Consider the following 25,249-nt stretch of genomic DNA (forward strand, 5'->3'; position numbering starts at 1 on the left):
GCGGCTCAGCCGCCGATGTACGACATCTCGATGCGCTTGCGCTGCGTGCGCAGGGCGGGGGTGAGGCCGGCGCGGATCTCGGAGTAGCGGTCGTCGCGTCCGCCCCAGATGGATGCCATGGCCGCCGCCAGCTCGACGTCGTCTGCGCCGCCGCGCATGAGCGCCCGCAGATCGTGACCCTGGGAGGCGAACAGGCACGTGAACAGCCTGCCCTCGGTAGAGATGCGGGCGCGCGTGCAGGTGCCGCAGAACGCGTTGGTGACGCTGGAGATCACGCCGATCTCGCCGCTGCCGTCGGTGTAGCGCCAGCGCTTCGCGGTCTCGCCGTGCACGGTCGGGGCGACCGGCTCGAGCGGGAACACCGCGCCGATGCGCTCGATGATCTCGGCAGAGGGCACGACCTCATCGAGCGACCAGCCGTTGGTGTTGCCCACGTCCATGTACTCGATGAAGCGCAGGGTGTAGGGGGTGCCCTTGAAGTGACGGGCCATGCTGAGGATCTCGCCGTCGTTGACCCCGCGCTTGACGACCATGTTGAGCCTGATCGGCCCGAGCCCCGCCGCCTGCGCGGCGTCGATGCCGTCGAGCACCCGGCTCACCGGGAAGCGCACGTCGTTCATCCGCTGGAAGAGATCGTCATCGAGCGAGTCGACCGACACGGTCACCCGATTCAGCCCGGCAGCCTTGAGCGCCCCGGCCTTCATCGCGAGGGCCGAGCCGTTGGTGGTCAGGGCCAGGTCGAGCGGCCGGCCCTCCGGCGTGCGGATCGCCGCGAGCTGCTCGATGAGCTGCTCGATGCCGCGGCGCAGCAGGGGTTCGCCGCCGGTGAGGCGCAGCTTGTGCACCCCGTGCGCGGCGGCGACGGTGGCGATGCGCGTGATCTCCTCGAAGCTCAGCAGCTCGTCGCGGTCGAGGAACGCGTAGTCCCGCCCGAAGATCTCCTTGGGCATGCAGTAGACGCAGCGGAAGTTGCAGCGGTCGGTCACCGAGATCCGAAGATCGCGCAGCGGACGATCGAGCCGGTCGGTGAGCGCGGTCGTCGCAGTCGCCGGCCGGCCGTCGCCGTCTATGCGCCTGCTCGCCATGATCACGTCCTCCCGCGTTGAAACGCTAGCACCGGATTGCCGGGTGCGGACCCGCGGATGCCCGTGACAATTCCCTCTCGCGCCTCTTTCCGGTCGAGTGCGGAAATGCGCGCCGGAATTCTCTGGACGCCGGGAAATGATGTTGCTATTCTTGGATAGCCGCATATCCGAGATGCGGCTCAATTGAACAGTCAGCGGTTCGACGTATATCTCGCAGAACGATCCCATCCGGATCCGACTCGATAAGCCGTATCACTGCTACGACAGCAAGGAAGCTCTCGTATGAACAGCAGCGCTAGGCCCCGACCCGAATCGCCGACCGACCCGATGACCTCCCGCGACCCAGCCGAGTACCTGGCCGAGGCGGTGCGGATCGCCGTCGAGAACGTCCGCAACGAGGGCGGGCCCTTCGGCGCCCTGGTCGTCACGGCAGACGGGCGGGTCTTCGAGGGCGTCAACCGGGTCACCGCGGATCTCGATCCCTCGGCGCACGCCGAGGTCACCGCGATCCGCAACGCCTGCCGCGGACTGGGCACCTTCGATCTGTCGGGAGCGACGCTCTACACGAGCTGCGAGCCCTGCCCGATGTGCCTGGCGACGTCGCTGTGGGCGCGGATCGATCGGGTCTACTTCGCCGCCGACCGCAACGACGCCGCCGACGCCGGCTTCGACGATGCGGCGTTCTACCGTTACTTCGAGGGCAGCGACGCCGATCGGGCCGTCATGCCCGTGAGCGACATCGCCCTGCCGCCCGAGCAGCGCGTCGCGCCGTTCGCGGAGTGGGCCAGCACCCCCACCCGCATCGATTACTGACCCCCTACACCCTTCTCCGGAGCCGATGATGTCTTCACCTGTCCCTCCTTCCGCACGCCCATCCGAGGCCGACACATCCACGACCGAGGTGGTCGGCAACGACGCCGCCGGGCACTTCGCCCGCGGCGACGAGAACCTGCCGCCCCTGGCGACGGGCGCGACGACCACGGTCGACGCCACACCCAAGAACGGCTTCGACCGGTTCTTCGAGATCACCCGACGAGGGTCGACCATCGCCCGCGAGATCCGCGGCGGGGTGGTCACGTTCGTGACGATGGCGTACATCGTCATCCTGAATCCGCTGATCCTCGGCGGCGTCACCGACGTGGCCGACGGGGCGCTGGATGCCGCCCAGATCGGTGCCGCGACGGGCCTCACGGCCGGCGTGATGACGATCCTGTTCGGAGTGGTGGCCCGGCTGCCGTTCGCGCTCGCGGCGGGGCTCGGCATCAACTCCTTCCTCGCCGTCTCCGTCGTCGGGCAGGTCACATGGCCGGAGGCGATGGGGCTCGTCGTGATCAACGGTCTGCTGATCGTGCTCTTCGGTGCCACCGGCATCCGCACCGCTATCTTCAAGGCGGTGCCGCAGGCTCTCAAGGCCGCGATCACCGTGGGCATCGGCCTGTTCATCGCCTTCATCGGCTTCGTCGACTCGGGCTTCGTCACCCGCACCGCCGGCGGCCCGCCCGTGCAGCTCGGCGACAACGGGTCGATCACCTCGGTGCCCACGCTGATCTTCCTGCTCGGTCTGGTGCTGATCGGCATCCTCGTGGCGCGCAAGGTGCCCGGCGGCATCCTGATCGGCATCGTGGTCAGCACGGTCGTGGCGCTGATCGCGCAGTCGGTGCTGAAGCTCGGGCCGTCGTTCGAGGATCCGAACGGCTGGCACATGACGATCCCCGAACTGCCCGCAGCGTGGATCACGGTCCCCGACTTCGGTCTGATCGGCCAGTTCGACCTGTTCGGCGCCTTCGAGCGCGTGGGCATCCTCTCAGCCACCATGCTCGTGTTCACGCTCGTCTTCTCGAACTTCTTCGACGCGATGGGAACGATGACCGGTCTCGCCAAGAACGCCGGCCTCGCCTACAAGGACGGCACCTTCCCGCGGCTGCGCTCGGCGTTCGTGGTCGAGGGCTTCGGCGCCGTGGCAGGCGGCGTGACCTCCACGTCGTCGAACACGGTGTACGTCGACAGCGCCTCCGGCATCGGCGAGGGCGCCCGAACGGGTCTTGCCTCGCTCGTCGTCGGCGTGCTGTTCCTGCTGTCGATGTTCGTCACCCCGCTCACCCTCGTCGTGCCGATCGAGGTCGGCTCCGCGGCGCTGGTGGTCGTCGGCGCGATGATGATGTCGCAGATCCGTGAGATCAAGTTCACGAAGTTCGCCGTGGCCCTGCCCGCGTTCCTCACCATCGTCACCATGCCGCTGACCTACTCGATCGCGAACGGCATCGGGGTGGGCTTCATCTCGTGGGCGCTCGTGAACGCGTTCTCCGGTCGGGCGCGCAAGGTGCACTGGCTGATGTGGATCGTCGCCGCCGGTTTCGCGCTGTATTTCGTGCGCGGGCCGATCGAGGCGATGCTCGCCGGCTGAGCACCGCACGCAGAAAGCCCCGGTTCCCGCGCTGCGGAACCGGGGCTTTTCGCGTTCTGCGTGAGAATTCGTATGCCGTGGAATGCGGAAATAACGCGACGTATTCTCGCGGGTGACAGAATGCGCACATTCATGCAATTGCGACATCACCGGAATGCATTCGATGCATTCCGGTGATGCCGAAGAATGTCATGCGGATGCCAGTGGCGCGGCCTCCTCGATGAGCTGCAGGATGCGCGCGGCGACGCTCACCGCGATGACCGCCGGCTGCTTGCCCGACACCTCCGGGACGCCGATCGGCGTCGTCACGCGGGCGAGCTCCGCGTCGGTGTGGCCGAGTTCCTGCAGCTTCCTGCGGAACCGCGCCCATTTCGAGGCCGAGCCGATCAGACCGATCGACCCGAGCGCGGGTGTGCGCAGCGACTGATCGACGACCGCGAGGTCCTCGACGTGGTCGTGGGTCATCACCAGCACGTGGGCGCCGGCGGGAATGCTCAGCAGGGCCGCCTCCGGCACCGGCGCGTGATGCGGATGGATGCGCGCCACAGCGTCTGTCGTGACCGGCGCGAGGCGCGCGGGATCGAGCATCTCGGCGCGGGAGTCGACGAGATGCAGCGACACCTCGTGGCGCGACAGGATGCGCGCCAGTTCGAGGCCGACGTGGCCCATCCCGAACACGGCCACCGACGGCACCACCCGCACGGGCTCGAGCATGATCGTGACCTCTCCTCCGCAGCACTGCACCCCGTACTCGGTCGTCGCCTTGTCGCTGAGGGTCAGGGTCAGCAGCTGGGGCTCGGCGGTGCCCGAGGCCAGCATCTCGCGGGCGCGATCGGTGGCGGTCGCCTCGAGGTTGCCGCCACCGATCGTGCCGAACTGACCGCCTGGCGAGATGACCATCTTCGCGCCGCCGTTGCGGGGCGCGTGACCGCGCACCATCGCCAGCGTCACGATCACCGCGGGGGTGCGGCTCTCGCGCAGCGCGCGCAGGGCATCCAGCCAGTCGACCATGTCAGACCGTGCTGAGGGCGGGTGCGGGCTCCGCCGCGTCCTGCGCCGCGCGCGCTGTCTCGACCGCCCAGTACACCGACTCCGGTGTCGCCGGCGAGGCCAGATCGACCGAGTGGCCGGCCGGGCCGAAGGCGGCGACGGCCTGGCGCAGCGCCTCGCGGGCACTGAACGCGAGCATGAACGGCGGCTCGCCGACGGCCTTCGAGCCGTACACCGCGCCGTCCTCGCGAGCGTTCTGGAACAGGCGCACGGTGAACTCCTCGGGCATCTCCGAGAAGCTGGGCAGCTTGTAGGTCGACGCCGACTGGGTCTGCAGGCGGCCGCGGTGCGGTCCGTCGGTGTCATCCCACCGCAGGTCCTCGAGCGTGAGCCAGCCCATGCCCTGCACGTAGGCGCCCTCGATCTGGCCGATGTCGAGCATCGGCGAGAGCGAGTCGCCCACGTCGTGCACGATGTCGACGCGGAGGATGCGATACGCCCCGGTGAAGCGGTCGATCTCGACCTCGGTGGCCGCCGCGCCGTAGGCGAAGTACTTGAACGGCGAGCCCTGCATGGTCTCGGGGTTCCAGTGCAGACCCGAGGTGCGGTAGTACCCGGCGGCGAACAGCTGCACGCGCTGGAAATACGCCGCCTTCGCGACCTCGGCGAAGGTCAGACGCCCCGGTGTGCCGAGTGCCGTGACGTAGCCGCCGCCGAAGCGCACGTCGCGCTCGTCGACGCCCAGCAGGCGGCCGGCGACAGCGGCCATCCGGTCGCGGATCTGATCGCACGCGTTCTTCACCGCGCCGCCGTTGAGGTCGGCTCCCGACGACGCGGCCGTGGCCGACGTGTTGGGCACCTTGTCGGTGCGGGTGGGGGCGAGGCGCACCTGGTGCAGCTCGAGCCCCAGCGCGGTGGCCGCGATCTGCAGCATCTTCGTGTGCAGGCCCTGGCCCATCTCGGTGCCGCCGTGGTTGACCAGCACCGAGCCGTCCTTGTAGACGTGCACGAGGGCTCCGGCCTGGTTGAAGGCGGCGAAGTTGAACGAGATGCCGAACTTGATCGGCGTCATCGAGATCGCGCGCTTCACGTCGGGGCTCGCGGCGTTGAACGCGTCGATCTCGGCTCGGCGCTGCGCGATCGACGCCTCGTCGGCGAGCTGATCCCAGATGGTCGGCATCCGCTCGGCATCCTTCACCAGCTGACCGTACGGGGTGTGCTGACCGGGCTGGTAGAAGTTGCGGCGACGCAGCTCGAGGGGATCGATGCCGAGCGTCGGGGCGATCCGGCCGAGGATGTCCTCGATGAGGAACACGCCCTGCGGACCGCCGAAGCCGCGGTACGCGGTGTTCGACTGCTTGTTGGTCTTCGCGATCCGTCCGTACGCGTGCACGTTCGGGATCCAGTAGGCGTTGTCGATGTGGCAGAGCGCGCGGCCGAGCACGGGCTCGGACAGGTCGATCGACCAGCCGCCGTCGGCCGTGAGCACGGCGTCGAGCGCCTGCAGCATCCCGCTCTCGTCCAGGCCGACCTTCCAGCTGATGTGGAAGGGATGCCGCTTGCCGGTCATCGTGAGATCCTGCGTGCGGTTCAGGCGCACCCGCACCGGGCGGCCGGTGAGCTTGGCGCCGAGAGCCGCGATGGCGGCGAAGCCGTGCGGCTGCATCTCCTTGCCGCCGAACCCGCCGCCCATGCGCAGGCACTGCACGGTGACCTCGTTGGCGGGGATGCCCAGCACGTGCGAGACCAGGTCCTGCGTCTCGGTCGGGTGCTGGGTGGAGCACTGGATGAAGTACTGCCCCTCCGAGTCGCGCACCGCGAACGACGCGTGCGTCTCGAGGTAGAAGTGCTCTTGACCTGCGAACTCGGTGACGCCCTCGAAGACGTGCGCCGAGGACGCGAGGCCGGCGGCCGCGTCGCCGCGGGCGACCGTGCGCGGCGTTCCCATGAACGATCCCGCCTCGATGGCGTCGTGCACGGTGATCAGCGACGGGAGCTCGTCGTACTCGACCTTCACCCGCTCGGCCCCGAGACGCGCGGCCTCGGTCGTCTCGGCGAGCACCCACACGAGTGCATGTCCGTAGAACATGGCCTCGCTCGGGAACAGCGGCTCGTCGTTGCGGATCCCGGCGTCATTCAGGCCGGGCACGTCGTCGGCGGTGAGCACGCGCACGACGCCAGGCACCTCGTAGGCGCCAGAGACGTCGATGCTGACGCGGGCGTGGGCGCTGGTGGACTGCACCGGCCAGGCGGTCAGCACGCCGGCGGTCTGCGCGGCGATGTCGTCGGTGTACATCGCCGCGCCGGTCACGTGCAGCGCTGCACTCTCGTGCACGGCGCGGTGTCCGACGACGGCGTTCTCGGGTCGGTCGGCGAGAGAGCTCACTTCGACACCTCCTTCGACTGGATGACGGTCTGGCTGTAGAACTTCAGCAGGGCGGAGCCCAGCATGTGCGCGCGGTAGTCGCCGCTGGCGCGGTGGTCTGACATCGGGGTGCCCTCGGACTGCAGCACGGCGGATGCCGCCTTCACCGTGGCGATGCTCCACGGCTTGCCGATGAGCGCCTCCTCGGTGGCGAGGGCGCGCAGCGGAGTGGCCGCGACACCGCCCAGGCCGATGCGGGCGGAGGCGACGGTGCCCCCGGTGATGTCGAAGGCGAAGCCGAGCGCGACGGAGGAGATGTCGTCGAAGCGGCGCTTCGAGATCTTGTGGAACGCGGTGTACTCGGCCAGGGGCAGCGGGATGCGCACGGCGGTGATCAGCTCGTCCTTCGCACGCACGGTCTGCCGGTAGCCGGTGAAGTACTCGGCCAGCGGCACCTCCCGCTCGCCGTCGACGGATGCCAGCACCAGCCTCGCGTCCAGCGCCAGCAGCGCGGGCGGGGTGTCGCCGATCGGCGAGCCGGTGCCGAGGTTGCCGCCGATGGTCCCGCGGTTGCGGATGAGGCGGGAGGCGAACTGCGGGAACAGCTTGGCGAGCAGCGGCACGCGGCCGGCGAGGCGGCGCTCGACGTCGGAGATCGGCAGCGCCGCGCCGATCTCGATCATCTCGTCGGTGACGGTGAGTGCACGCAGCTCTTCGAGCTGGTCGATCGCGACGACGAAGGGCGCGCGACGGCCGCGGAGGTTCACCTCCACGCCCCAGTCCGTCGAGCCGGCGACGATCAGCGCATCCGGCTCATCGCGAAGCAGGCGCAGGGCGTCGGCGAGAGCGGCGGGGCGGACGAAGCGCGATCCCGCGACCTGGGCATCCGTCGCGACCGCCGTCGGCGCGGGCTGCGACAGGCGCTGCTGCAGCGGGTCGTCCTGCTCGGGCGAGCCGAGCGAGTAGGCGGCGTCGCGGATGGGGCGGTAGCCGGTGCAGCGGCACAGGTTGCCGCTGAGCGCGTGCAGGTCGAATCCGTTCGGTCCGGCCTCCATGCCGTCGTCGTCGGGTCCCTCGCCGTGCTGCTGCTCGCCGTCGTGCGCGGGACAGCCGGTGCCGCGCTCGGGCCGGTAGTACTCGGCAGCCATGCTGCACGCGAAACCAGGGGTGCAGTACCCGCACTGCGAGCCGCCGGCCTCGGCCAGCTTCTGCTGCACCGGATGCAGGTCCTCGACCCCACCGAGCCCCTCGGCCGTCACGATCTCCTGGCCGTCGAGCGCGTAGACGGGCACGAGGCACGCGTTGACGGGCGTCCAGCGGGTGGTGCCGTCGTCGTCGGGGGTGGCGATCATCATGGCGCACGCGCCGCACTCGCCCTCGGCGCAGCCCTCCTTGCTGCCGGGCAGTCCGCCGTCGCGCAGCCAGTCCAGAGCGGTCGTGTGGGTGGCCACACCGTCGAGTGGGCGGCTCCGCCCGTTCACGGTGACCGTGGTGTCAGTCATTGTCTCTCCTCGGGTACGACGCGGCGGCGTCTGGTGCACGCTTCTCGCGTGCCGGCGGGGATTCCGAGGGTGAGCGCCGCGGCGATCGCGGGGCGATCACGTCGACGTCGCGCGCGGACGCGCTGATCTCAGGCGAACCGACGGCGAGGCCTCGGAATCGTCGGGAAGGGCGATTCCGGGGGCGGCTGCTCAGGCGCCGTGGGCGTACCAGTTTCCCCAGGCGGTGGAGCTCTCGACGGGGGCGGTGGCGTGAACGTGAACGTGCTGCAGCATCGCGGCCCCTCTCTGCGCTGAGCTGAGGAGAATCCTCATGGTGTCGGTCAGTGTAATCGGCCCGCTCGGGTTCGGTCAAGGCGAGCGGGTTGCCCTTCGCCCGTTCGACATCTAAACTTGAGTCAAGACAACTCAAGTTTGAAGGAGTCTCCCTCCAGGAGGAACGAATGACCAACCCGGCACAGTCTGAAGAGCAGCAGAGCGCGCTCGAGCAGTTCGGCATCAATCTCACCGATCGCGCCCGCCAGGGCAAGCTCGATCCGGTGATCGGACGCGACAGCGAGATCCGCCGCGTGAGCCAGGTGCTCACCCGGCGCACGAAGAACAACCCCGTGCTCATCGGCGAGCCCGGCGTCGGCAAGACCGCCGTCGTCGAAGGGCTCGCCCAGCGCATCGTCGCAGGAGACGTCGCGGAGTCCCTCAAGGACAAAGAGCTCGTCTCGCTCGACATCTCGGCGCTCGTGGCCGGTGCGATGTACCGCGGTCAGTTCGAGGAGCGCCTGAAGAGCGTGCTCAAGGAGATCACCGAGTCCGACGGCAAGGTCATCACGTTCATCGACGAGCTGCACGTGCTCATGGGCGCAGGCGGCGGCGAGGGGTCGGTCGCGGCATCCAACATGCTCAAGCCCATGCTCGCCCGCGGCGAGCTGCGCATGATCGGCGCCACCACGCTCAACGAGTACCGCGAGTTCATCGAGAAGGACGCCGCGCTCGAGAGGCGCTTCCAGCAGGTGTACGTCGGCGAGCCGAGCGTGGAGGACACGGTCGCGATCCTGCGCGGCCTCAAGGGGCGGTACGAGGCGCACCACGGGGTGACCATCTCCGACACCGCGCTCGTGGCAGCCGCCGCCCTGTCGAACCGCTACCTGCCCAGCCGGCAGCTGCCCGACAAGGCGATCGACCTGATCGACGAGGCCATGTCGCGGCTGAAGATGGAGATCGACTCGTCGCCCGTCGAGATCGACGAGCTCAAGCGCCAGGTCGACCGGATGAAGCTCGAAGAGCTCGCGCTGAAGAAGGAGAAGGATGCCGCCTCGAAGGAGCGCCTCGCGGCGCTGCGCGAGCAGATGGCGGGACTCGAGAGCGAGCTGCGCGTGCTCGAAGAGCGCTGGGCTCGCGAGCGCCAGGGGCTGAACCGGGTCGGCGAGCTGAAGAAGCAGCTCGACGAGGCCACCACGCAGCGCGACCTCGCGATGCGCGAGGGCGACTACACGAAGGCGTCGCGGCTCGAGTACGAGACCATCCGGCGCCTGAACGCCGAGATCGCCGAGGCCGAGCAGGCCGAGGCCGCGGTCTCGGACGAGGGCCGCATGGTCAACGAGCAGGTCACCGAAGAGGACATCGCCGCCGTGATCGCCGCGTGGACCGGCATCCCGGTCGGTCGACTGCTGCAGGGCGAGAGCGAGAAGCTGCTGCATCTCGAGAGCGAGCTCGGTCGTCGCCTGATCGGTCAGAAGGAGGCGGTGAAGGCCGTGTCGGATGCGGTGCGGCGCTCACGTGCCGGCATCAGCGACCCCGGCCGCCCGACCGGATCGTTCCTCTTCCTCGGCCCGACCGGCGTCGGCAAGACGGAGCTGGCCAAGGCCCTCGCCGCATTCCTCTTCGATGACGAGCACGCGATGGTGCGCATCGACATGAGCGAATACGGCGAGAAGCACTCCGTGTCGCGTCTCGTCGGAGCCCCTCCGGGATACGTCGGGTACGAGCAGGGCGGTCAGCTGACCGAGGCCGTGCGGCGCCGCCCGTACTCGGTGGTGCTGCTCGACGAGGTCGAGAAGGCGCATCCCGAGGTGTTCGACGTGCTGCTGCAGGTGCTCGACGACGGTCGCCTGACCGACGGGCAGGGCCGCACGGTCGACTTCTCGAACGTGATCCTGATCCTCACCTCCAACATCGGCTCGCCCATCCTCATCGACCCGGTCATGTCGCCCCACGAGAAGCGCGAGGCGGTGATGACGCTGGTGCGGCAGTCGTTCCGGCCCGAGTTCCTGAACCGCCTCGACGACATCGTGATGTTCTCGTCGCTCTCGCACGACGACCTCGCCCAGATCGTCGAGCTGGCGGTCGACGGCCTGCAGCGTCGGCTCGCCGATCGTCGGCTGACCCTGGCGGTGACACCGGATGCCAGGGCCTGGCTGGCCGAGCGCGGATACGACCCCGTGTTCGGTGCCCGGCCGCTGCGCCGGCTCATCCAGACCGAGGTGCAGAACCGCCTCGCGACGGCGCTGCTGTCGGGCGGCGCGCGCGACGGCGACACGGTGCGCGTCGATGTCGCGGCCGACGGCAGCGGGCTGGCGCTCACGGCTGACAGCGTGTGACGTGCTGCGGGAGCCCCGCGAGTGAGACTCGCGGGGCTTCCTGCCGTTCTGCTCAGTTCCAAGATGCGGAATGGTTAGTTCGGCTTTTGGAAAAAGCCATTGACCTCGGCACGGACGCGTGGTTGACTCTGGACTACTTCAGCAGCCACGCCGGGGACGGCGTCGACATCCGGGGCGGCCTCGTCATCGAGGACGACCGCGTGATGGCAGACATCCTGCTCGGCGACACACCGACCGGACCGACCGGCCCCGGCCCACGAGACGATCGACACCACGGCGAAGCCGCTCGCGCTCTGCTCGCGCCGGCGCTGACCCGACATTCACCTGATAACCGATCACCCGACACGACGAAGAGGTCGACATGACGAAACAGAAGACGCAGAGCACTGCCCGCCCCGAAGACGAACGCCTGTCCATCGGCGCGACCTTCGGGTACGGACTCCAGCACGTGCTGACGATGTACGGCGGCATCATCGCCCCGCCGCTGATCATCGGTCAGCTCGCCGGCCTGAGCCCCGCGGAGATCGGCGTGCTCATCGCGTCGTGCCTCTTCATGGGCGGCCTCGCGACCATCCTGCAGACCGTGGGTGTGCCGTTCTTCGGCTCGCAGCTGCCGCTCGTGCAGGGCGTGTCGTTCGCCGGCGTCGCCACCATGGGAGCGATCGTGACGAACGGCGGGGGACTGCCGGCCGTGTTCGGATCGGTGATAGCGGCATCCGTCATCGGTCTGCTGATCGCACCGATCTTCGCCATGGTGATCCGGTTCTTCCCGCCCGTCGTCACCGGTGTCGTCATCACGACGATCGGTCTGACCCTGCTGCCCGTCGCGGCACGCTGGGCGATGGGCGGCAATGCTGCCGCAGACGACTTCGGCTCTCCGCAGAATCTGCTGCTCGCCTTCGTCACCCTGCTGTTCGTGCTGATCCTCAGCAAGGTGCCGATCGGAGCGGTCTCGCGCCTGTCGATCCTGCTCGCCATCGTCGCGGGCACGATCTTCGCCGCGTTCCTCGGCCGCGTCGACTTCTCCCAGGTCGGCGAGGGCGCCATCTTCGCCTTCCCGACGCCGTTCGCGTTCGGCTGGCCGACGTTCGAGATCGCCGCGATCATCTCGATGTTCATCGTGATCCTGGTCACGCTCACCGAGACCACCGCCGACATCCTCGCGGTGGGTGAGATCGTGGGCACCAAGGTCGACAAGAAGCGCATCGCCGACGGTCTGCGCGCCGACATGCTCTCCAGCGCCGTCTCGCCCGTGTTCGGCACCTTCACCCAGTCGGCGTTCGCGCAGAACGTGGGTCTTGTCGCCATCACGGGTGTGAAGAGCCGCTTCGTGGTCACCGCCGGTGGTGTGGTGCTCGTCATCCTGGGCCTGCTGCCCGTGCTCGGCCGCGTCGTCGGCGAGATCCCCTCGCCGGTCCTGGGCGGTGCGGGCATCGTGCTGTTCGGCTCGGTCGCGGCATCCGGCGTCCGCACCCTGGCCAAGGTCGACTACCGCGGCAACATGAACCTCATCATCGTGGCGGCGTCGATCGGCATCGGCATGCTCCCGATCGCAGCTCCCACGATCTACGACCAGATGCCCGACTGGTTCAACACGATCTTCCACTCCGGCATCAGCTCGGCCGCCGTCGCGGCCATCTTCCTCAACCTGCTGTTCAACCACGTCGGCGCCCGCCGCTCGAAGAACGCGAACAGCTTCGTCGCGGCGCCCACGCGCAGCATCCCGGTGCAGTTCCTCGACGCGCTCGAGGACGGCGACTCGGTCGTCGACGGCAAGATCGTCGACCGTGAGGGTCAGGAAGTGCCGGTGCGCGTCAGCGAGCACTGACCTCACACGCTCTGACCCCCGCTGCAGTCGTGTGGCGGGGGTCAGTCGCTGTGCGAGGTCTGCCACGATGCCGGGCCGGTGGAACCGGCGGGGTACTCGTCGAGCGGCGTCTCGCCGCGAGCCCAGGCATCCCGAACCGGCTGGATGATCCGCCAGCACTGCTCGGCCTCATCCGCGCGCACCGACAGCGCGACATCGCCGTCGAGCAGCTCGTCGAGCACCTCCTCGTACGACCGCTGCTGCCCGACGCCGAGCTGCGCGACGAGCTCCTCGTCGCGCAGCGCGAACGGGTCATCGCCTCCCGTCACGTGCAGCCGCAGGTGCATCTCGTCGGGGCCGAGCGAGAAGGTGAGGCGGCCGCCGTCGGCGGGGGTGCCGTTCAGCCCCGGCGGCACGTGCCGCACGGGCTTGAAGGTCACCACGATCTCGGAGCGCTTGCGATCGAGCCCCTTGCCGGAGCGCAGGGTGAACGGCACGCCGGCCCAGCGGTCGCTGGACACCTCGAAGACGACCTCGGCCAGCGTCTCGGTCTGCCGTGAGACGTCGACGCCGTCCTCGTCGCGGTACGAGGGAAGCTCACGGGTGCCGCCGTCGGCGAGATGCTGCGTGCCCGCGGTGTACTGCGCCCGGCGCGAGAAGCGGGCGGGGTCGTCGCCCATCACGTGCGTGGCACGCAGCACCTCCGCTTTCGCGTCGCGCAGATCGCGTTCGCCCAGCGTCGCCGGGGGATCCATCGCGAGCAGGGCGAGCACCTGCAGCAGGTGGCTCTGGATCATGTCGATCATGGCTCCGGCCCTGTCGTAGTAGCGGGCTCGACCTTCGAGGGCGACGGACTCGTCGAAGCGGATCAGCACCTCCTGGATGTGCTCAGCCGACCACACCGGCTCCCAGATGCGGTTGGCCAGGCGCACGCCGAGCAGGTTGAGCAGGGTCGACCGACCGAGGAAGTGGTCGACGCGGAAGATCTGGTTCTCGGGCACCAGCGCCAGCAGCTTGTCGTTGAGCGCGCGGGCGCTCGCCTCGTCCTGCCCGAACGGCTTCTCCATCGCCAGCACGGTGCCCTCGGGCAGCGTCAGCCCGGTCATCGCATCGATCGCGGCGGCGGTGACTGCCGGCGGCAGCGCGAAGTAGAGCACGGTGTTCGGGTCGAGCGTGTCGACGAGGGATGCCACGGCCGAGGGATCCGTCACATCGGCCTGCACGTAGTCGGCGACGCCGACCCGGTCCAGCGCCCCCGGGGAGTCGGAGAACGCCTTCTCGACCGTGGCGTGCCACGTCTCGGCATCCCAGTCCTCGGTCCCCGACCCCCTCAGGGTGACGCGGTGCTTGCGCTCCTTGCCGAGCAGCGTCGCGAGCGAGGGCAGCAGTAGGCGAGAGGTGAGATCGCCGGTCGCACCGAGGATGAAAAGCGTTGTGGTCGTCGACATGGCACCGAGGGTAGTCGCCGCCGGATCGAGCGCAAGGGGGGTGGAGCGGGTTCGACGGCGGTGACAGACTGCGCTCGTGGTGACGCGAATCGAGGACTACGCCCTGCTCAGCAACTGCCGTACGGCGGCGCTCGTGTCGATGGAGGGGAGCATCGACTGGCTGTGTCTGCCGCGACTGGACTCGCCCAGCACCTTCGCCGCGCTGCTGGGCGACGAATTGCACGGACGGTGGATGGTGCGTCCCGACGATCCGGATGCCGTGGCGACCCGTCACTACGACCGTGACACGTTCGTGCTCATCACCCGATGGCAGAGCGGCGATGCCGTCGCCGAGGTGCACGACTTCATGCCCATCGACCCGGACCCGGGTGTGCAGATCCGGCGGACGGATGTCGTGCGCCGCGTCGTCGGGCTGAGCGGCGAGATGACGTTCACGCAGAGCCTGCGCATCCGGTTCGATTACTCCCGAGCGATGCCGTGGGTGCGGCAGACGGGCACCGACGACGAGCCTCAGCTGGTCGCCATGGCCGGGCCCGATGCGGTGGTCGTGCGCGGGGCACGTCTCACGGCGATCGACCACGAGCACCGCGGCGAGGTGCGCGTCGCCGCCGGCGAGGCGCGCGATCTGCAGCTGGCGTGGTTCCCGTCGCACCGCCCCGCACCCGACCCGCTCGATGTCGATGACGTTCTCGAGGCGACGAAGACGTGGTGGCAGAGCTGGGCCGACAGGATCGAGCACTCCGGACCGCACCACGAGAAGGTCGTGCGGTCGCTGCTCATTCTGCGTGCTCTGACGAATCACGAGACCGGGGGGATCGCCGCGGCGGCCACCATGGCGCTGCCCGAGGAGATCGGCGGCGAGCGCAACTGGGACTACCGCTACGTATGGCTGCGTGACGCCGCGCTCACACTCGAGGCACTGCTCGACCACGGCTTCCTCGGCCTCGCCGACAGCTGGCGCGAGTGGCTGCTGCGCGCAGTGGCGGGTGATCCAGCCGATCTGCAGATCATGTACGGCCTGGCAGGCGAGCGCGATCTGACCGAGCGCGAGTTGACCGCGCTGCCCGGCTACGCCGGATCGTCGCCGGTGCGGGTGGGGAACGGGGCGTGGGGGCAGTATCAGGCGGATGTCGTCGGCGAGGTGCTCGTGACCCTCTCGGCCGCCCGCAAGGCCGGTCTTGCCGAGAGCGCGTTCTCGTGGCCGCTCGAGCGCAGCCTGCTGCGGTTCGCCGCGGATCAGATCGATCAGCCGGATCACGGTCTCTGGGAGATCCGTGGGCCGGCGCGCATGTTCACCCATTCGCGGGTGATGATGTGGGCGGCGTTCGACCGCGGTGTGCACGCGGTGGAGGACTACGGTCTGCCCGGCGCGGTCAAGACCTGGCGCACGCTGCGCGACCGGCTGCGAGAAGAGATCGATTCCCGGGGAGTGCGAAACGGACATTTCACCCAGCATTACGGCACGGACGAGGTGGACGCGTCGCTGCTGCTGCTTCCGGAGGTCGGCTACTGTCGACCCGATGACGAGCGGATGCTGGCGACGGTCGACCGCATCGAGAAGACGCTCATGCACGACGGCCTGCTGTACCGGTACCGCACGTCGAGTGGCGTGGACGGGCTGGCGGGGGAGGAGAGCCCGTTCCTCGCGTGCTCGTTCTGGCTCGTCGAGCAGTACGCGAGCACGGGACGACGCGACGAGGCCGCCCAGCTGATGGACCGGCTCTGCTCGCTGACCAACGACGTCGGGATGCTCGCGGAGGAGTACGACCCGATCGCCGGTCGACAGCTGGGCAACACGCCGCAGGCGTTCTCGCACCTCGCTCTGGTGCGCGCCGCCGACGCGCTGACCGACAGCGAGAGCATGCCCCGCTGACGCGGAGAGCGCCGTCCCCGGATCGGGGACGGCGCTCTTCGGGAAAGTGCTCGGGTCAGGCGTTGGCGAGCAGCGTCTCGTCGATCGGCCGACGCACGCGCGGCGCCGACTCGCGCTCCTGCAGTGCCTCGGGCAGCTCCCCGGCATCGCCGAGCTCGCCCAGGGCGATGACGGTGATCGGGGTGAAGCGCTCGCCGAGGTCGGTCAGCTCGCTGATGGCGGCGGGGTCGAACCCGCTCATCTGGTGCACGACGAGGCCGTCGTGGTGGGCCTGCACCGACAGGTGCGCGACGGACTGACCGAGGTCGTAGACGGCGTGCGAGATGGGAGCGCCTTCTTCGTTCGTGGTCTCCGCGACGGCGACGATGAGTGCCGCGGCGTTGCCGGCCCACGCCTGGTTGAAGCCCATCAGCGCGGACTGGATGCCCCGGTGCAGCTCGGTGCCGCGGCGGGCGACGATGAAGCGCCACGGCTGCGAGTTGTTGGCACTCGGGCTCCAGCGGGCGGCCTCGAGGGCGGAGGAGAGCTTGGCCTCGTCGATCGGCGTCTCGGAGTCGTAGGCGCGCGGGCTCCACCGGTCGGCGAGCACATCGAGGACGGGATGCTCGGTGGGTGCGGTGCGATCGATCACGGGGGTGCTCATCAGATGAGGCCTTTCGTTATGCGGCTGGTTCGGGCGGACCTCATCGTCCATCCGACACAACCCTTTCATGCACTCGCATATTCCTCGGCATCCGGGGCCGTTTCGCGAGTGGGTCCGCGGGTCAGCCGCGCAGGGCCTCGGCGAGCCGCACCCGGGCGCCCATCCGAAGCAGCGAGTTCTCGTAGATCTTCGCCGCGACGACGATCGCTGCGGCGCACGTCGCGAGCAGGATCACCAGCGACAGAGCGCCCTCCCACCACTGCGCCTCGCCGACGAACATCCGCACCGGCATCGCCACCGGGGCCGAGAACGGCACGTACGACATGATCGTCAGCACCAGCGGGTTGTCGTTGAAGAAGATCACCAGGAAGTACGGCGCCATCACCAGCATCATCAGCGGCATGGTCGTCGAGCCGATGTCCTCCTGCCGTGACACCATCGCCGCCGCGGCCGCGTACAGCGAAGCCAGCAGCACGAACCCGAACAGGAAGAACACCGCGAACCACAGGATGGGGGCGCCGACGCCGCTGAGCACGTCCTCCTGGCCGGTCACGATCAGCCCGACGATCGCGATCACGGCCAGCGCGATGATCTGGCCCATCGCGAGCACGGTGTTGCCGAGCACCTTGCCGGCGAGCAGCGTGCGCGTCGGGATCGCCGAGATCAGCAGCTCGACCACCCGGGTCTGCTTCTCCTCGACCACGCTCTGCGCGATCGTGCCGCCGAAGGTCGACGCGGCGATCAGGAACACGAGGCCGAACCCGAGCGCCACCAGGTAGCGCAGCAGCGGGTCGGTGTCGGCCGGCTGCAGCACCTCGACGGTGGGCGACTGCGACAGCATCATCATGAGCCCGGTCGGCGCGCCCTCCTTCGTGAGCACCACGTACCCGAAGCCGGTCGGATCGCCCGGCACGAGGGCGGCCTCCACCTCGCCGCTCGTGACGAGGTCTTCGGCGGCCGCACGATCGGCCACCTCGCGCGGCTCCAGCCCGGGCATCCCGTCGAGCACCGGCGCGGTCTCGGACGTGACGGCGACGGCATCCGCGGTCGGGCTCTTGCTCATGAACCCGCCGAGGATCACCCCGGCGAGGGCGATCAGCAGCAGGATGCCCGTGGCGATGACGAACGCGCGACTGCGCAGCTTCGCGGTGATCTCGCGCTCGGCGACGAGCCAGACAGCACTGTTCATGCGATGACCTCCTTGAAGATCTGGGCGAGGGAGGGATGCTGCGGGGCGAAGCTCGACACGGCCGCGCGGTCCATGGCCTCGCGCAGCACGCGCTGTGCGGTGTCGGGGGTGTCGACGTCGAACAGCGCGGATCCGCCCTCGAAGTCGATCACGGAGACGCCCGGCTCGCCGCGCAGCCAGCCGGCATCTCCGCCGGAGTGCAGCTGGTAGCGCAGCGTCGAGTGGGCCGAGCGCAGCTCGTCTCGCGAGCCGGCGGCGCGGATCGTGCCTCCGGCGATGATGATGAGGTCGTCGCACAGCCGCTCGACGACATCGAGCTGGTGCGACGAGAACAGGATGGCGGCTCCCGCCGCGGCGCGGCGCTGCAGCACCTCGGCGACCACGTCGACCGCGAGCGGGTCGAGGCCCGAGAACGGCTCGTCGAGGATGAGCACCTGCGGATCGTGCACGAGAGCCGCAGCGATCTGTGCTCGCTGCTGGTTGCCCAGGGAGAGGGCCTCGATCTTCTCGTCGAGGCGTTCGCCGAGCCCGAGCTCCTCGAGCAGCGCGGTGCCGCGCGCGGTGGCGTCGGCCTTGTTGAAGCCGTGCAGGCGAGCGAGGTAGACGACCTGCTCGAGCACCTTCATCTTCGGGTACAGGCCGCGCTCCTCCGGCATGTACCCGAAGCTCTGCCGGTCGTCGGCCGTCGCCGGGTGCTCGTCCAGCGTCACGGTGCCGCCGTCGGCGGCGAGCACGCCGAGGATGATCCGCATGGTGGTCGTCTTGCCCGCGCCGTTGCCGCCGACGAATCCGGTCAGTCGCCCGGGGGCGACGTCGAACCGGATGCCGTCGAGCACCCTGCGCGAGCCGTAGCTCTTGGTGATGCCGTCGAGTCTGAGGAAGCTCATGACCCCACGCTAGGGAAGGCCGGTGGCGCCCGGCATCCCCCCTGCGACGGATTCGGGGGATCCGCCTACCGGCCGAGGTGCAGGGCGGCGCGCACGACGAGTCCGGCGACGAGAGCCCAGAACGCGGCGCTGATCCCCAGCAGGGCGACACCCGACGCCGCGACGAGGAAGGTCACGACAGCGGGCATCCGCTCGCCGGGGTCGTCGATCGCCTGCTGCACCGCCGAGCCGAACGCCCCGAACAGCGCCAGGCCGGCCACGGCGGGGATGACGGCGGCGGGGGCCAGCAGCACGAGCGCGGCGAAGACGGCCGACAGCCCACCGAGCACGATGTACGACACCCCCGTCGAGACCCCCGCGATCCACCGGCGCGCGGGATCCGGCTCCGCCTCGGGGGCTGCGGCGAGGGCGGCGCTGATCGCCGCCAGGTTGATCGCGTGACCCCCGGCCGGCGCCCCGAGCGCGGTGCCGATGCCGGTGACGAGCATCGCCGGTCGCCACGGCACCTCGTACCCGAAGCTGCGCATCACAGCGATGCCCGGCACGTTCTGCGACGCCATCGTCACGATGAACAGCGGCAGGGCGATGCCGACGATCGATCCGAGGGTGAAGGTGGGAGCCGTGAAGACGAGGGCGGGCAGCAGCGCCCCCGGGTCCACATCGGTTCCGGATGCCGCGATGCCGGCCACCACGACGACCGTCGCGGTCACGAAAGCCGCCGGCACCGCCCAGCGCGGAGCCAGCCGCGTGACGACCAGCCACGTGAGCACGACCGGCACGACGCCCCACGGGTTCGTGACCATCCCGCTGATCGGGGCGAGACAGAGCGGCAGCAGGACACCGGCGAGCATGGCCTGTGCGATCGACGGCGGGATCGCCGCGACCAGAGCGCCGAGGCGCGGTACGAGGGCGGTGAGCAGGATGAGCGCGGCGACGACGAGGAAGGCGCCGACCGCAGCCGGCCAGCCGCCGTCGACGACGCTGACCGCGGCGAGCAGAGCCGCGCCGGGGGTCGACCAGGCCGACGTGATCGGCATGCGGTAGCGCCAGGCGAGGACGATGCACGCGGCGCCCATCGTGAGACTGAGCGCCAGCAGACCGCTGGCGGCTTGAGCAGGGGTCGCGCCGACGGCGTCGAGCCCGGTGAGCACGACGGCGAAGGAGCTGGTGAAGCCGACCAGGGCGGTGACGATCCCCGCAGTGATCGGACGGATCCGCCAGGGCCTCTCCACGGACGTCGATGCGGTGCTCATCGGGTGAGTCCGTGGCGGTGGGCCAGCACGATCGCCTGCACGCGGTCGCGGGCGCCGAGCTTCTGCAGCACGCGGGACACGTGGGTCTTCACGGTCGCCTCGCCGATGAACAGCCCTCGGGCGATCTCCGCGTTGCTGCGGGCGTCGGCCATCAGCGCGAGCACCTCCGACTCGCGGTCCGTGAGCGGTTCGGCGAGGACGTGCGCCCGGGCCGGGGCGGTGCGTTCCTGCGCTTCGGCGACCGGCGTTGCGCAGAACCGCGACAGCACGCGGCGGGTCACCTCGGGGGCGAGGATCCCATCGCCCGCAGCGAGCGCTCGGACCGCTGTGATCAGCTCCTCCGGGCCGGCGTTCTTCAGCAGGAAGCCCCCGGCGCCGGCATCCAGCGCCTGGAAGAGGTACTCGTCGCGATCGAACGTCGTGACGATGGCGACCGCGGCGGTGACGGCAGGGTCGGCGACGATGCGCCGGGTCGCCTCGATGCCGTCCATGTCGGGCATCTGCACGTCCATCGTGACGACGTCGGGCTGCAGCCGGGCGGCCAGCTCGACGCCCTCGGCCCCGGTCGCGGCCTCGCCGACGACCTCGATGTCGGGCTCGGTGCAGAGAATCGCGCGGAACCCGGCGCGCAGCATGGCGTGGTCGTCGACGAGCAGCACCCGGATCATCCGACACCCCCTCCCCCTGCTTTCGAATCGCTCACCTTGTCGCTCCCGGGGCCCGGATGCCGCCAAGTGAGCGATTCGAAATCGCGGGCCGCCGCGATCGGCACGGTGACCCGCACGCGGAAGCCCCCCTGCGGGCGCGGCTGCAGCTCGATCTCGCCGCCGGATGCCAGGGCGCGCTCGCGCATGCCCAACTGGCCGAGCCCCGGGCGCAGCACGCCGACCGTGCGGCCGCTGTTCACGATCTCCAGCTCCACGGCACCGTGGTTCCAGCGCAGCCGCACATCCGCCGTCGCGCCCGATCCCGCGTGCCGTCGGGCGTTGGTCAGCGCCTCCTGAGCGATCCGGTACAGGTTCACGCCGACCGTCGTCGGCACAGCAGCAGGGTCGCCGATCTCGGTGAAAGCGGTCGGCAGACCGGCATCCGTCGATGCCTGCGCAAGGCGCTCGAGGTCGGCGAGACCGACGGCAGACGGCTCATCCGACCCGCCGTCGCCGGGCTCGCGGAGGGTCTCGAGCAGCTGCCGGAAGTCGCCGATCGCCTCGCGGGACGCGTCTTCCACACTCGACAGCATCCGCTTCGCCTCGTCGGGGTCGCGGTCGATCATGAGCCGCGCCGCACCGGCCTGCACGCCCATCACCGACACGTGGTGCGCGACGACGTCGTGCAGCTCGCGGGCGATGCGCACCCGATCCAGAGCCACCGCCTGTGCGGCGGTGAGCTCGCGCTCGGCCTCGAGCTCGGCGGTGCGCTGTTCGAGCACGAAGCGCTGCGCGGCGGCGTGCCACGAGCGCTCACCGAAGTAGTACGCGCCGCCGAAGTAGAGCACGTTGATCAGCAGGTTCAGCATCATGAACGCCACGAAGGGCGAGAACAGCCCCGCGGCGACGTCGGCCTTGTCCGCCTCATCGATCGCATCGCGATACATCACGATGATCAGCCACACGAACATGCCGAGGATGATCCCGGCCCGCACGAAGAACGCGCGACGGCGGTCGTTCATCCATGCACCCACGGTGTACAGCGCGATGAACATGGCGATGTTGGTGGCGTACACCTCCGGGACGCGCAGCGTGACGCTGGTGAACATGACCAGGGCGATGACGACAGCCGCCAGAGCCGGATACCGCCGGCGCACGATGAGCGGAGCGGAGAGCCCCACCGCCACCAGCAGCGCCCCCCAGAGGGGCGCCTGCTCATCGCTGTAGAGGCCCGAGATGCTCGACAGCGCCGCGCTGATGACCGCGCCGACCAGCATGATCACGGCGAGCAGCAGGTCCTGGCGCCGCTCGCGGTCGGTCGGGGTGCGGCTGAAGACGGCGGGCTCGGGCATCTCTCCAACTTACGGATGAGGGGATGCCGGGGCATCCCTCCCACGACGGATGGCGCAGGCGGAGGCGGAACCCGTCAGTCGCTCTGATCGGCGGGAAGCAGGTCGGCGACCGACTGCACGATCTCGTCGGGGCGGAACGGGTACCGCTCGATCTCCGCCCGGTCGCTGATGCCGGTCATGACCAGCACCGTGTGCAGACCGGCCTCGATACCGGCGACGATGTCGGTGTCCATGCGGTCGCCGATCATCCCGGTCTTCTCGGAGTGCGCCCCGATCTTGTTCAGCGCTGAGCGGAACATCATCGGGTTCGGCTTGCCCACCACGTACGGCTCGCGACCGGTGGCCTTCGTGATCAGCGCGGCGATCGCGCCGGTGGCGGGCAGCGGGCCCTCGGCACTGGGTCCGGTGGCGTCGGGGTTGGTGACGATGAACCGCGCTCCGGCGCCGATGAGCCGGATCGCCTTGGTGATCGCCTCGAACGAGTAGTTGCGGGTCTCGCCGACGACGACGAAGTCGGGCCGGGTCTCGGTCATGATGAAGCCCGCCTCGTGCAGCGCGGTGAGCAGGCCCGCCTCGCCGATGACGAAGGCCGAGCCGCCAGGCAGCTGCTGGGCGAGGAAGTCGGCGGTCGCGAGCGCGGAGGTCCAGATCCGCTCCTCGGGCACGTGCAGGCCGCTGGCGCGCAGCCGGGCCGAGAGGTCGCGCGCGGTGAAGATGGAGTTGTTGGTGAGCACGAGGTAGGGGACGCCGTCGCGCTCCCACCCGGCGAGCAGCTCGGATGCGCCGGGGATCGCGTCGTTCTCGTGCACGAGAACGCCGTCCATGTCGGTCAGCCAGCATTCGATCTCAGAGCGGTCAGCCATGGCATCAGGCTATCGGCTGTGCCTCCGCAGGAATTCCTGAGGCGGTCAGACGCCCAGCATCCGCTCGATCACGGCGGCGACGCCGTCGTCGGCATTCGAGCCGGCGACCTCGTCGGCGGCATCCCGCACGACGTCGATCGCGTTGCCCATCGCGACGCCGTGCCCGGCCCACTGCAGCATCTCGAGGTCGTTGAGGGCGTCGCCGAAGGCCAGCACCTCGTGCGCCTCGACGTCGAGGCGCCGACACACCTGCGCGAGTCCGGTCGCCTTGGTCACGCCCTGCGCCATCACCTCGACGAACGGCGCGCCCGACAGTGTCGACGCGAAGCCCTGCAGACCGAGAGAGTTCAGCGTCGCGTAGATCTCGTCGATCGGCACCGACGCATGCCGGATCACGAGCTTGAGACTGGGCGAGCCGAGCACCTCGTCGAGTGCGACGCCGCCCATCGTCTCGGGGTCGCGCTTGTGGTCGCTCAGCTGCGCGAGCGCGGCGTAGCCGTGCTGGGCGACGAATCCCTCGCCGGCGTCGCGCACGCTCGCGAAGACCAGATCGGGGATGCTCTTCAGCAGCGCCCGCGCCAGCTCGCCCTGCACATCGGCGGGGATCTCCGCCGCGAACAGGTGCTCTCCGGTCGTCAGGTGCAGGCCGTAGGCGCCGTTGCCGCACAGCGCCCAGGAGTCGAGACCGGCCTGCTCGGCGATCGGCCGCAGCCCGATGGGCTGGCGGGCGGTGACCGGGATCGTCTCGATCCCGGCATCCCGAGCGGCGTCGAGAGCCGCCCTGGTACGCGGCGACAACCCACCCGACTCGTCGAGCAGGGTGCCGTCGAGGTCGGTCGCGATCAGCCGGATGCCCGAGAGCGCACTCACGAGAAGATCATCGGCAGGTCGCCGTCGTCGTCACCACCGCCGAAATCGAGGTCGACGACGACGGGAACGTGGTCGCTCGGCTGCTCGCCCTTGCGCTCGTCGCGGTGGATCGACGCCCCGGTGACGGCGTCGGCGAAGGGCTTAGAGCCCAGCACGAAGTCGATCCGGATGCCCTCGTTGCGGGGGAACTTGAGGCGCTGGTAGTCCCAGTAGGTGTACCCCTCCGGGATCAGCGGACGGACGACGTCGGTCACCCCTGCCGACTCGAGGGCGAAGAACGCCTCACGCTCGGGGGGTGACACGTGCGTCGAGAAGCCCTGCACGATCGCGGGGTCGCCGTTGTCGTGGTCGAACGGGATGATGTTGAAGTCACCGACCAGCGCGAGCGGCAGGTTCGGGTCGGCGGCGAGCTCGGCGGCGGTCGCGGTGCGCAGCGCCTCGAGCCAGTGCAGCTTGTAGTGGTAGTGCTCGTCGTTCAGCGAGCGGCCGTTGGGCACGTAGAGGCTCCACACCCGCACGCCGTCGACCATCACGCCCAGGGCGCGCGCCTCGAGCGGGGCATCCGGGCCCTCGTGACCCTTCGCGAACCCGGGCTGGCCGGCGAACGAGGTGCGCACGTCGGTCATCGGCAGACGGCTCGCGATCGCGACGCCGTTCCACTGGTTCAGCCCGTGCACCTCCACCTGATAACCGGCCTCTTCGAACGGCTCGTAGGGGAACTGCTCGGGCTTGCACTTGGTCTCCTGGAAGGCGAGCACGTCGATGTCCTCCCGCACGGCGAAGTCGACGGCGCGCGAGACGCGCGTGCGGATCGAGTTGATGTTCCAGGTGGCCAGGCGCATGCATCCAGCCTATTCGGGGCGACGGACAGGCGCCGTCCGACGGCTGCCGCTCTGCGGCTACCGCTCGGCGGGGTCTCCCGTGCCGATCAGCACGCCGCGGGCGAGGGTGTGGAAGTGCCGGTTGAAGCCGAGTACCCCGGGCGTGGATCCGGGCTCGAGGTCGAGGTGGTCGACGTCGAGCGCGTCGACGACGAAGAAGTAGCGGTGGATGCCTGTACCGGCCGGAGGAGCCGCGCCGATGAAGCGCTCCTTGCGGGCTTCGTTCGGCAGCACGATCGCACCGTCGGGGAGGTCTGCCGTGGTGCCGTCGCTGCTGTCGAGGCGGCGCACGTCGGGGGCGATGTCGTAGGCGGCCCAGTGCCAGAAGCCGGATCCGGTGGGGGCGTCGGGGTCGAAGCACGAGATGGCGAAGCTGAGCGTGCCGGCCGGCGGGTCCGACCATTCGAGCGTCGGATGCCGGTCCTCACCCGCCCGATCGGATGACCAGGCGAAGCCGGGCAGCGGCCCGCCCGCCGTGAAGTCGGGGCTGGTCAGCGCGAGCGGGGCGACCGGACGCAGCTCGGCGAGTTCGGCATAGGGATCGAATGAGAACATGTGTGACCTCCTCGACCCACGGTAGGGGAGGAGTGGGCATCCGG

Annotated in this window: 20 protein-coding genes; 5 read left to right on the forward strand and 15 right to left on the reverse strand. The window is 69.6% G+C overall.

Going from position 1 to position 25,249, the window contains the following annotated elements; all coding sequences use genetic code 11:
- Positions 1-5: 5 nt before the first annotated feature.
- On the reverse strand, positions 6-1,085 hold the full coding sequence (gene moaA / locus BFN01_RS04395) for a GTP 3',8-cyclase MoaA (RefSeq protein WP_071641996.1): 1,080 nt from the start codon (positions 1,083-1,085) through the stop codon (positions 6-8).
- A gap of 327 nt (positions 1,086-1,412) precedes the next feature.
- On the opposite strand from moaA, the gene BFN01_RS04400 reads away from it, so the two are divergent.
- Both BFN01_RS04400 and BFN01_RS04405 read left to right on the forward strand, forming a co-directional pair.
- Entirely contained in the window at positions 1,413-1,898 is a 486-nt protein-coding gene (locus tag BFN01_RS04400; RefSeq protein ID WP_071641998.1) for a nucleoside deaminase, read from the forward strand.
- Positions 1,899-1,926: 28 nt separating this feature from the next.
- Complete coding sequence (locus BFN01_RS04405) at positions 1,927-3,489, forward strand: NCS2 family permease (RefSeq protein ID WP_083428642.1); 1,563 nt, start codon at positions 1,927-1,929, stop codon at positions 3,487-3,489.
- Between the two features lie 189 nt (positions 3,490-3,678).
- Here the strand turns inward: BFN01_RS04405 and xdhC are convergent, their stop codons facing one another.
- Genes xdhC through BFN01_RS04420 form a run of 3 tightly spaced genes read right to left on the reverse strand, consistent with a single transcriptional unit; the run spans position 3,679 to position 8,346 of the window.
- Positions 3,679-4,500, reverse strand: coding sequence for a xanthine dehydrogenase accessory protein XdhC (gene xdhC, locus BFN01_RS04410; RefSeq protein WP_071642000.1), 822 nt, complete (start codon positions 4,498-4,500; stop codon positions 3,679-3,681).
- A gap of 1 nt (position 4,501) precedes the next feature.
- Positions 4,502-6,865, reverse strand: coding sequence for a xanthine dehydrogenase molybdopterin binding subunit (gene xdhB, locus BFN01_RS04415; protein WP_071642002.1), 2,364 nt, complete (start codon positions 6,863-6,865; stop codon positions 4,502-4,504).
- Positions 6,862-8,346 carry a xanthine dehydrogenase small subunit gene (locus tag BFN01_RS04420; protein ID WP_071642004.1) on the reverse strand — a complete coding sequence of 495 codons (1,485 nt, stop codon included), beginning with the start codon at positions 8,344-8,346 and terminating at the stop codon, positions 6,862-6,864. The genes xdhB and BFN01_RS04420 overlap by 4 nt, the downstream gene beginning before the upstream one ends.
- Positions 8,347-8,786: 440 nt before the next feature.
- On the opposite strand from BFN01_RS04420, the gene BFN01_RS04425 reads away from it, so the two are divergent.
- Complete coding sequence (locus BFN01_RS04425) at positions 8,787-10,937, forward strand: ATP-dependent Clp protease ATP-binding subunit (protein WP_083428640.1); 2,151 nt, start codon at positions 8,787-8,789, stop codon at positions 10,935-10,937.
- A 361-nt stretch (positions 10,938-11,298) separates the two neighbouring features.
- Positions 11,299-12,765, forward strand: coding sequence for a nucleobase:cation symporter-2 family protein (locus BFN01_RS04435; RefSeq protein ID WP_071642008.1), 1,467 nt, complete (start codon positions 11,299-11,301; stop codon positions 12,763-12,765).
- A 41-nt stretch (positions 12,766-12,806) separates the two neighbouring features.
- Here the strand turns inward: BFN01_RS04435 and BFN01_RS04440 are convergent, their stop codons facing one another.
- A complete protein-coding gene (locus BFN01_RS04440) occupies positions 12,807-14,192 on the reverse strand; it encodes a glucose-6-phosphate dehydrogenase (RefSeq protein ID WP_071642010.1) in 1,386 nt (461 codons plus the stop codon).
- A gap of 76 nt (positions 14,193-14,268) precedes the next feature.
- Between BFN01_RS04440 and BFN01_RS04445 the strand changes: the two genes are divergently transcribed.
- Positions 14,269-16,065: a glycoside hydrolase family 15 protein gene (locus BFN01_RS04445; RefSeq protein ID WP_071642012.1), complete on the forward strand. Its 1,797-nt coding sequence runs from the start codon at positions 14,269-14,271 to the stop codon at positions 16,063-16,065.
- A 55-nt stretch (positions 16,066-16,120) separates the two neighbouring features.
- Here BFN01_RS04445 and BFN01_RS04450 read toward each other — a convergent pair whose 3' ends face one another.
- From BFN01_RS04450 to BFN01_RS04495, 10 genes are all read right to left on the reverse strand, one after another.
- Positions 16,121-16,708: a nitroreductase family protein gene (locus tag BFN01_RS04450; RefSeq protein ID WP_071642014.1), complete on the reverse strand. Its 588-nt coding sequence runs from the start codon at positions 16,706-16,708 to the stop codon at positions 16,121-16,123.
- A gap of 121 nt (positions 16,709-16,829) precedes the next feature.
- Positions 16,830-17,897, reverse strand: a complete 1,068-nt coding sequence (locus BFN01_RS04455) for an ABC transporter permease (protein WP_071642016.1) — start codon at positions 17,895-17,897, stop codon at positions 16,830-16,832.
- A complete protein-coding gene (locus BFN01_RS04460; RefSeq protein WP_071642018.1) occupies positions 17,894-18,784 on the reverse strand; it encodes an ABC transporter ATP-binding protein in 891 nt (296 codons plus the stop codon). The genes BFN01_RS04455 and BFN01_RS04460 overlap by 4 nt, the downstream gene beginning before the upstream one ends.
- A 65-nt stretch (positions 18,785-18,849) precedes the next feature.
- A complete protein-coding gene (locus BFN01_RS04465; RefSeq protein ID WP_071642020.1) occupies positions 18,850-20,037 on the reverse strand; it encodes a benzoate/H(+) symporter BenE family transporter in 1,188 nt (395 codons plus the stop codon).
- On the reverse strand, positions 20,034-20,705 hold the full coding sequence (locus BFN01_RS04470) for a response regulator transcription factor (RefSeq protein ID WP_071642022.1): 672 nt from the start codon (positions 20,703-20,705) through the stop codon (positions 20,034-20,036). The genes BFN01_RS04465 and BFN01_RS04470 overlap by 4 nt, the downstream gene beginning before the upstream one ends.
- Entirely contained in the window at positions 20,702-22,036 is a 1,335-nt protein-coding gene (locus tag BFN01_RS04475; protein ID WP_071642024.1) for a sensor histidine kinase, read from the reverse strand. Before BFN01_RS04475 ends, BFN01_RS04470 begins: the two co-directional genes overlap by 4 nt.
- Before the next feature lie 74 nt (positions 22,037-22,110).
- Entirely contained in the window at positions 22,111-22,899 is a 789-nt protein-coding gene (locus tag BFN01_RS04480) for an HAD-IIA family hydrolase (RefSeq protein ID WP_071642026.1), read from the reverse strand.
- Positions 22,900-22,944: 45 nt separating this feature from the next.
- On the reverse strand, positions 22,945-23,769 hold the full coding sequence (locus tag BFN01_RS04485; protein WP_256221024.1) for a Cof-type HAD-IIB family hydrolase: 825 nt from the start codon (positions 23,767-23,769) through the stop codon (positions 22,945-22,947).
- The gene (locus tag BFN01_RS04490) at positions 23,766-24,611 is read right to left on the reverse strand and encodes an exodeoxyribonuclease III (protein WP_071642028.1); all 846 of its coding nucleotides are present in this window, start codon (positions 24,609-24,611) and stop codon (positions 23,766-23,768) included. The genes BFN01_RS04485 and BFN01_RS04490 overlap by 4 nt, the downstream gene beginning before the upstream one ends.
- 57 nt (positions 24,612-24,668) lie before the next feature.
- Complete coding sequence (locus BFN01_RS04495) at positions 24,669-25,205, reverse strand: YbhB/YbcL family Raf kinase inhibitor-like protein (RefSeq protein ID WP_071642030.1); 537 nt, start codon at positions 25,203-25,205, stop codon at positions 24,669-24,671.
- Positions 25,206-25,249: the final 44 nt, after the last annotated feature.

Origin of the sequence: Microbacterium sp. AR7-10 (genome assembly GCF_001878835.1) — a bacterium.
In the GTDB taxonomy this organism is placed as follows: Bacteria; Actinomycetota; Actinomycetes; order Actinomycetales; family Microbacteriaceae; genus Microbacterium; species Microbacterium commune.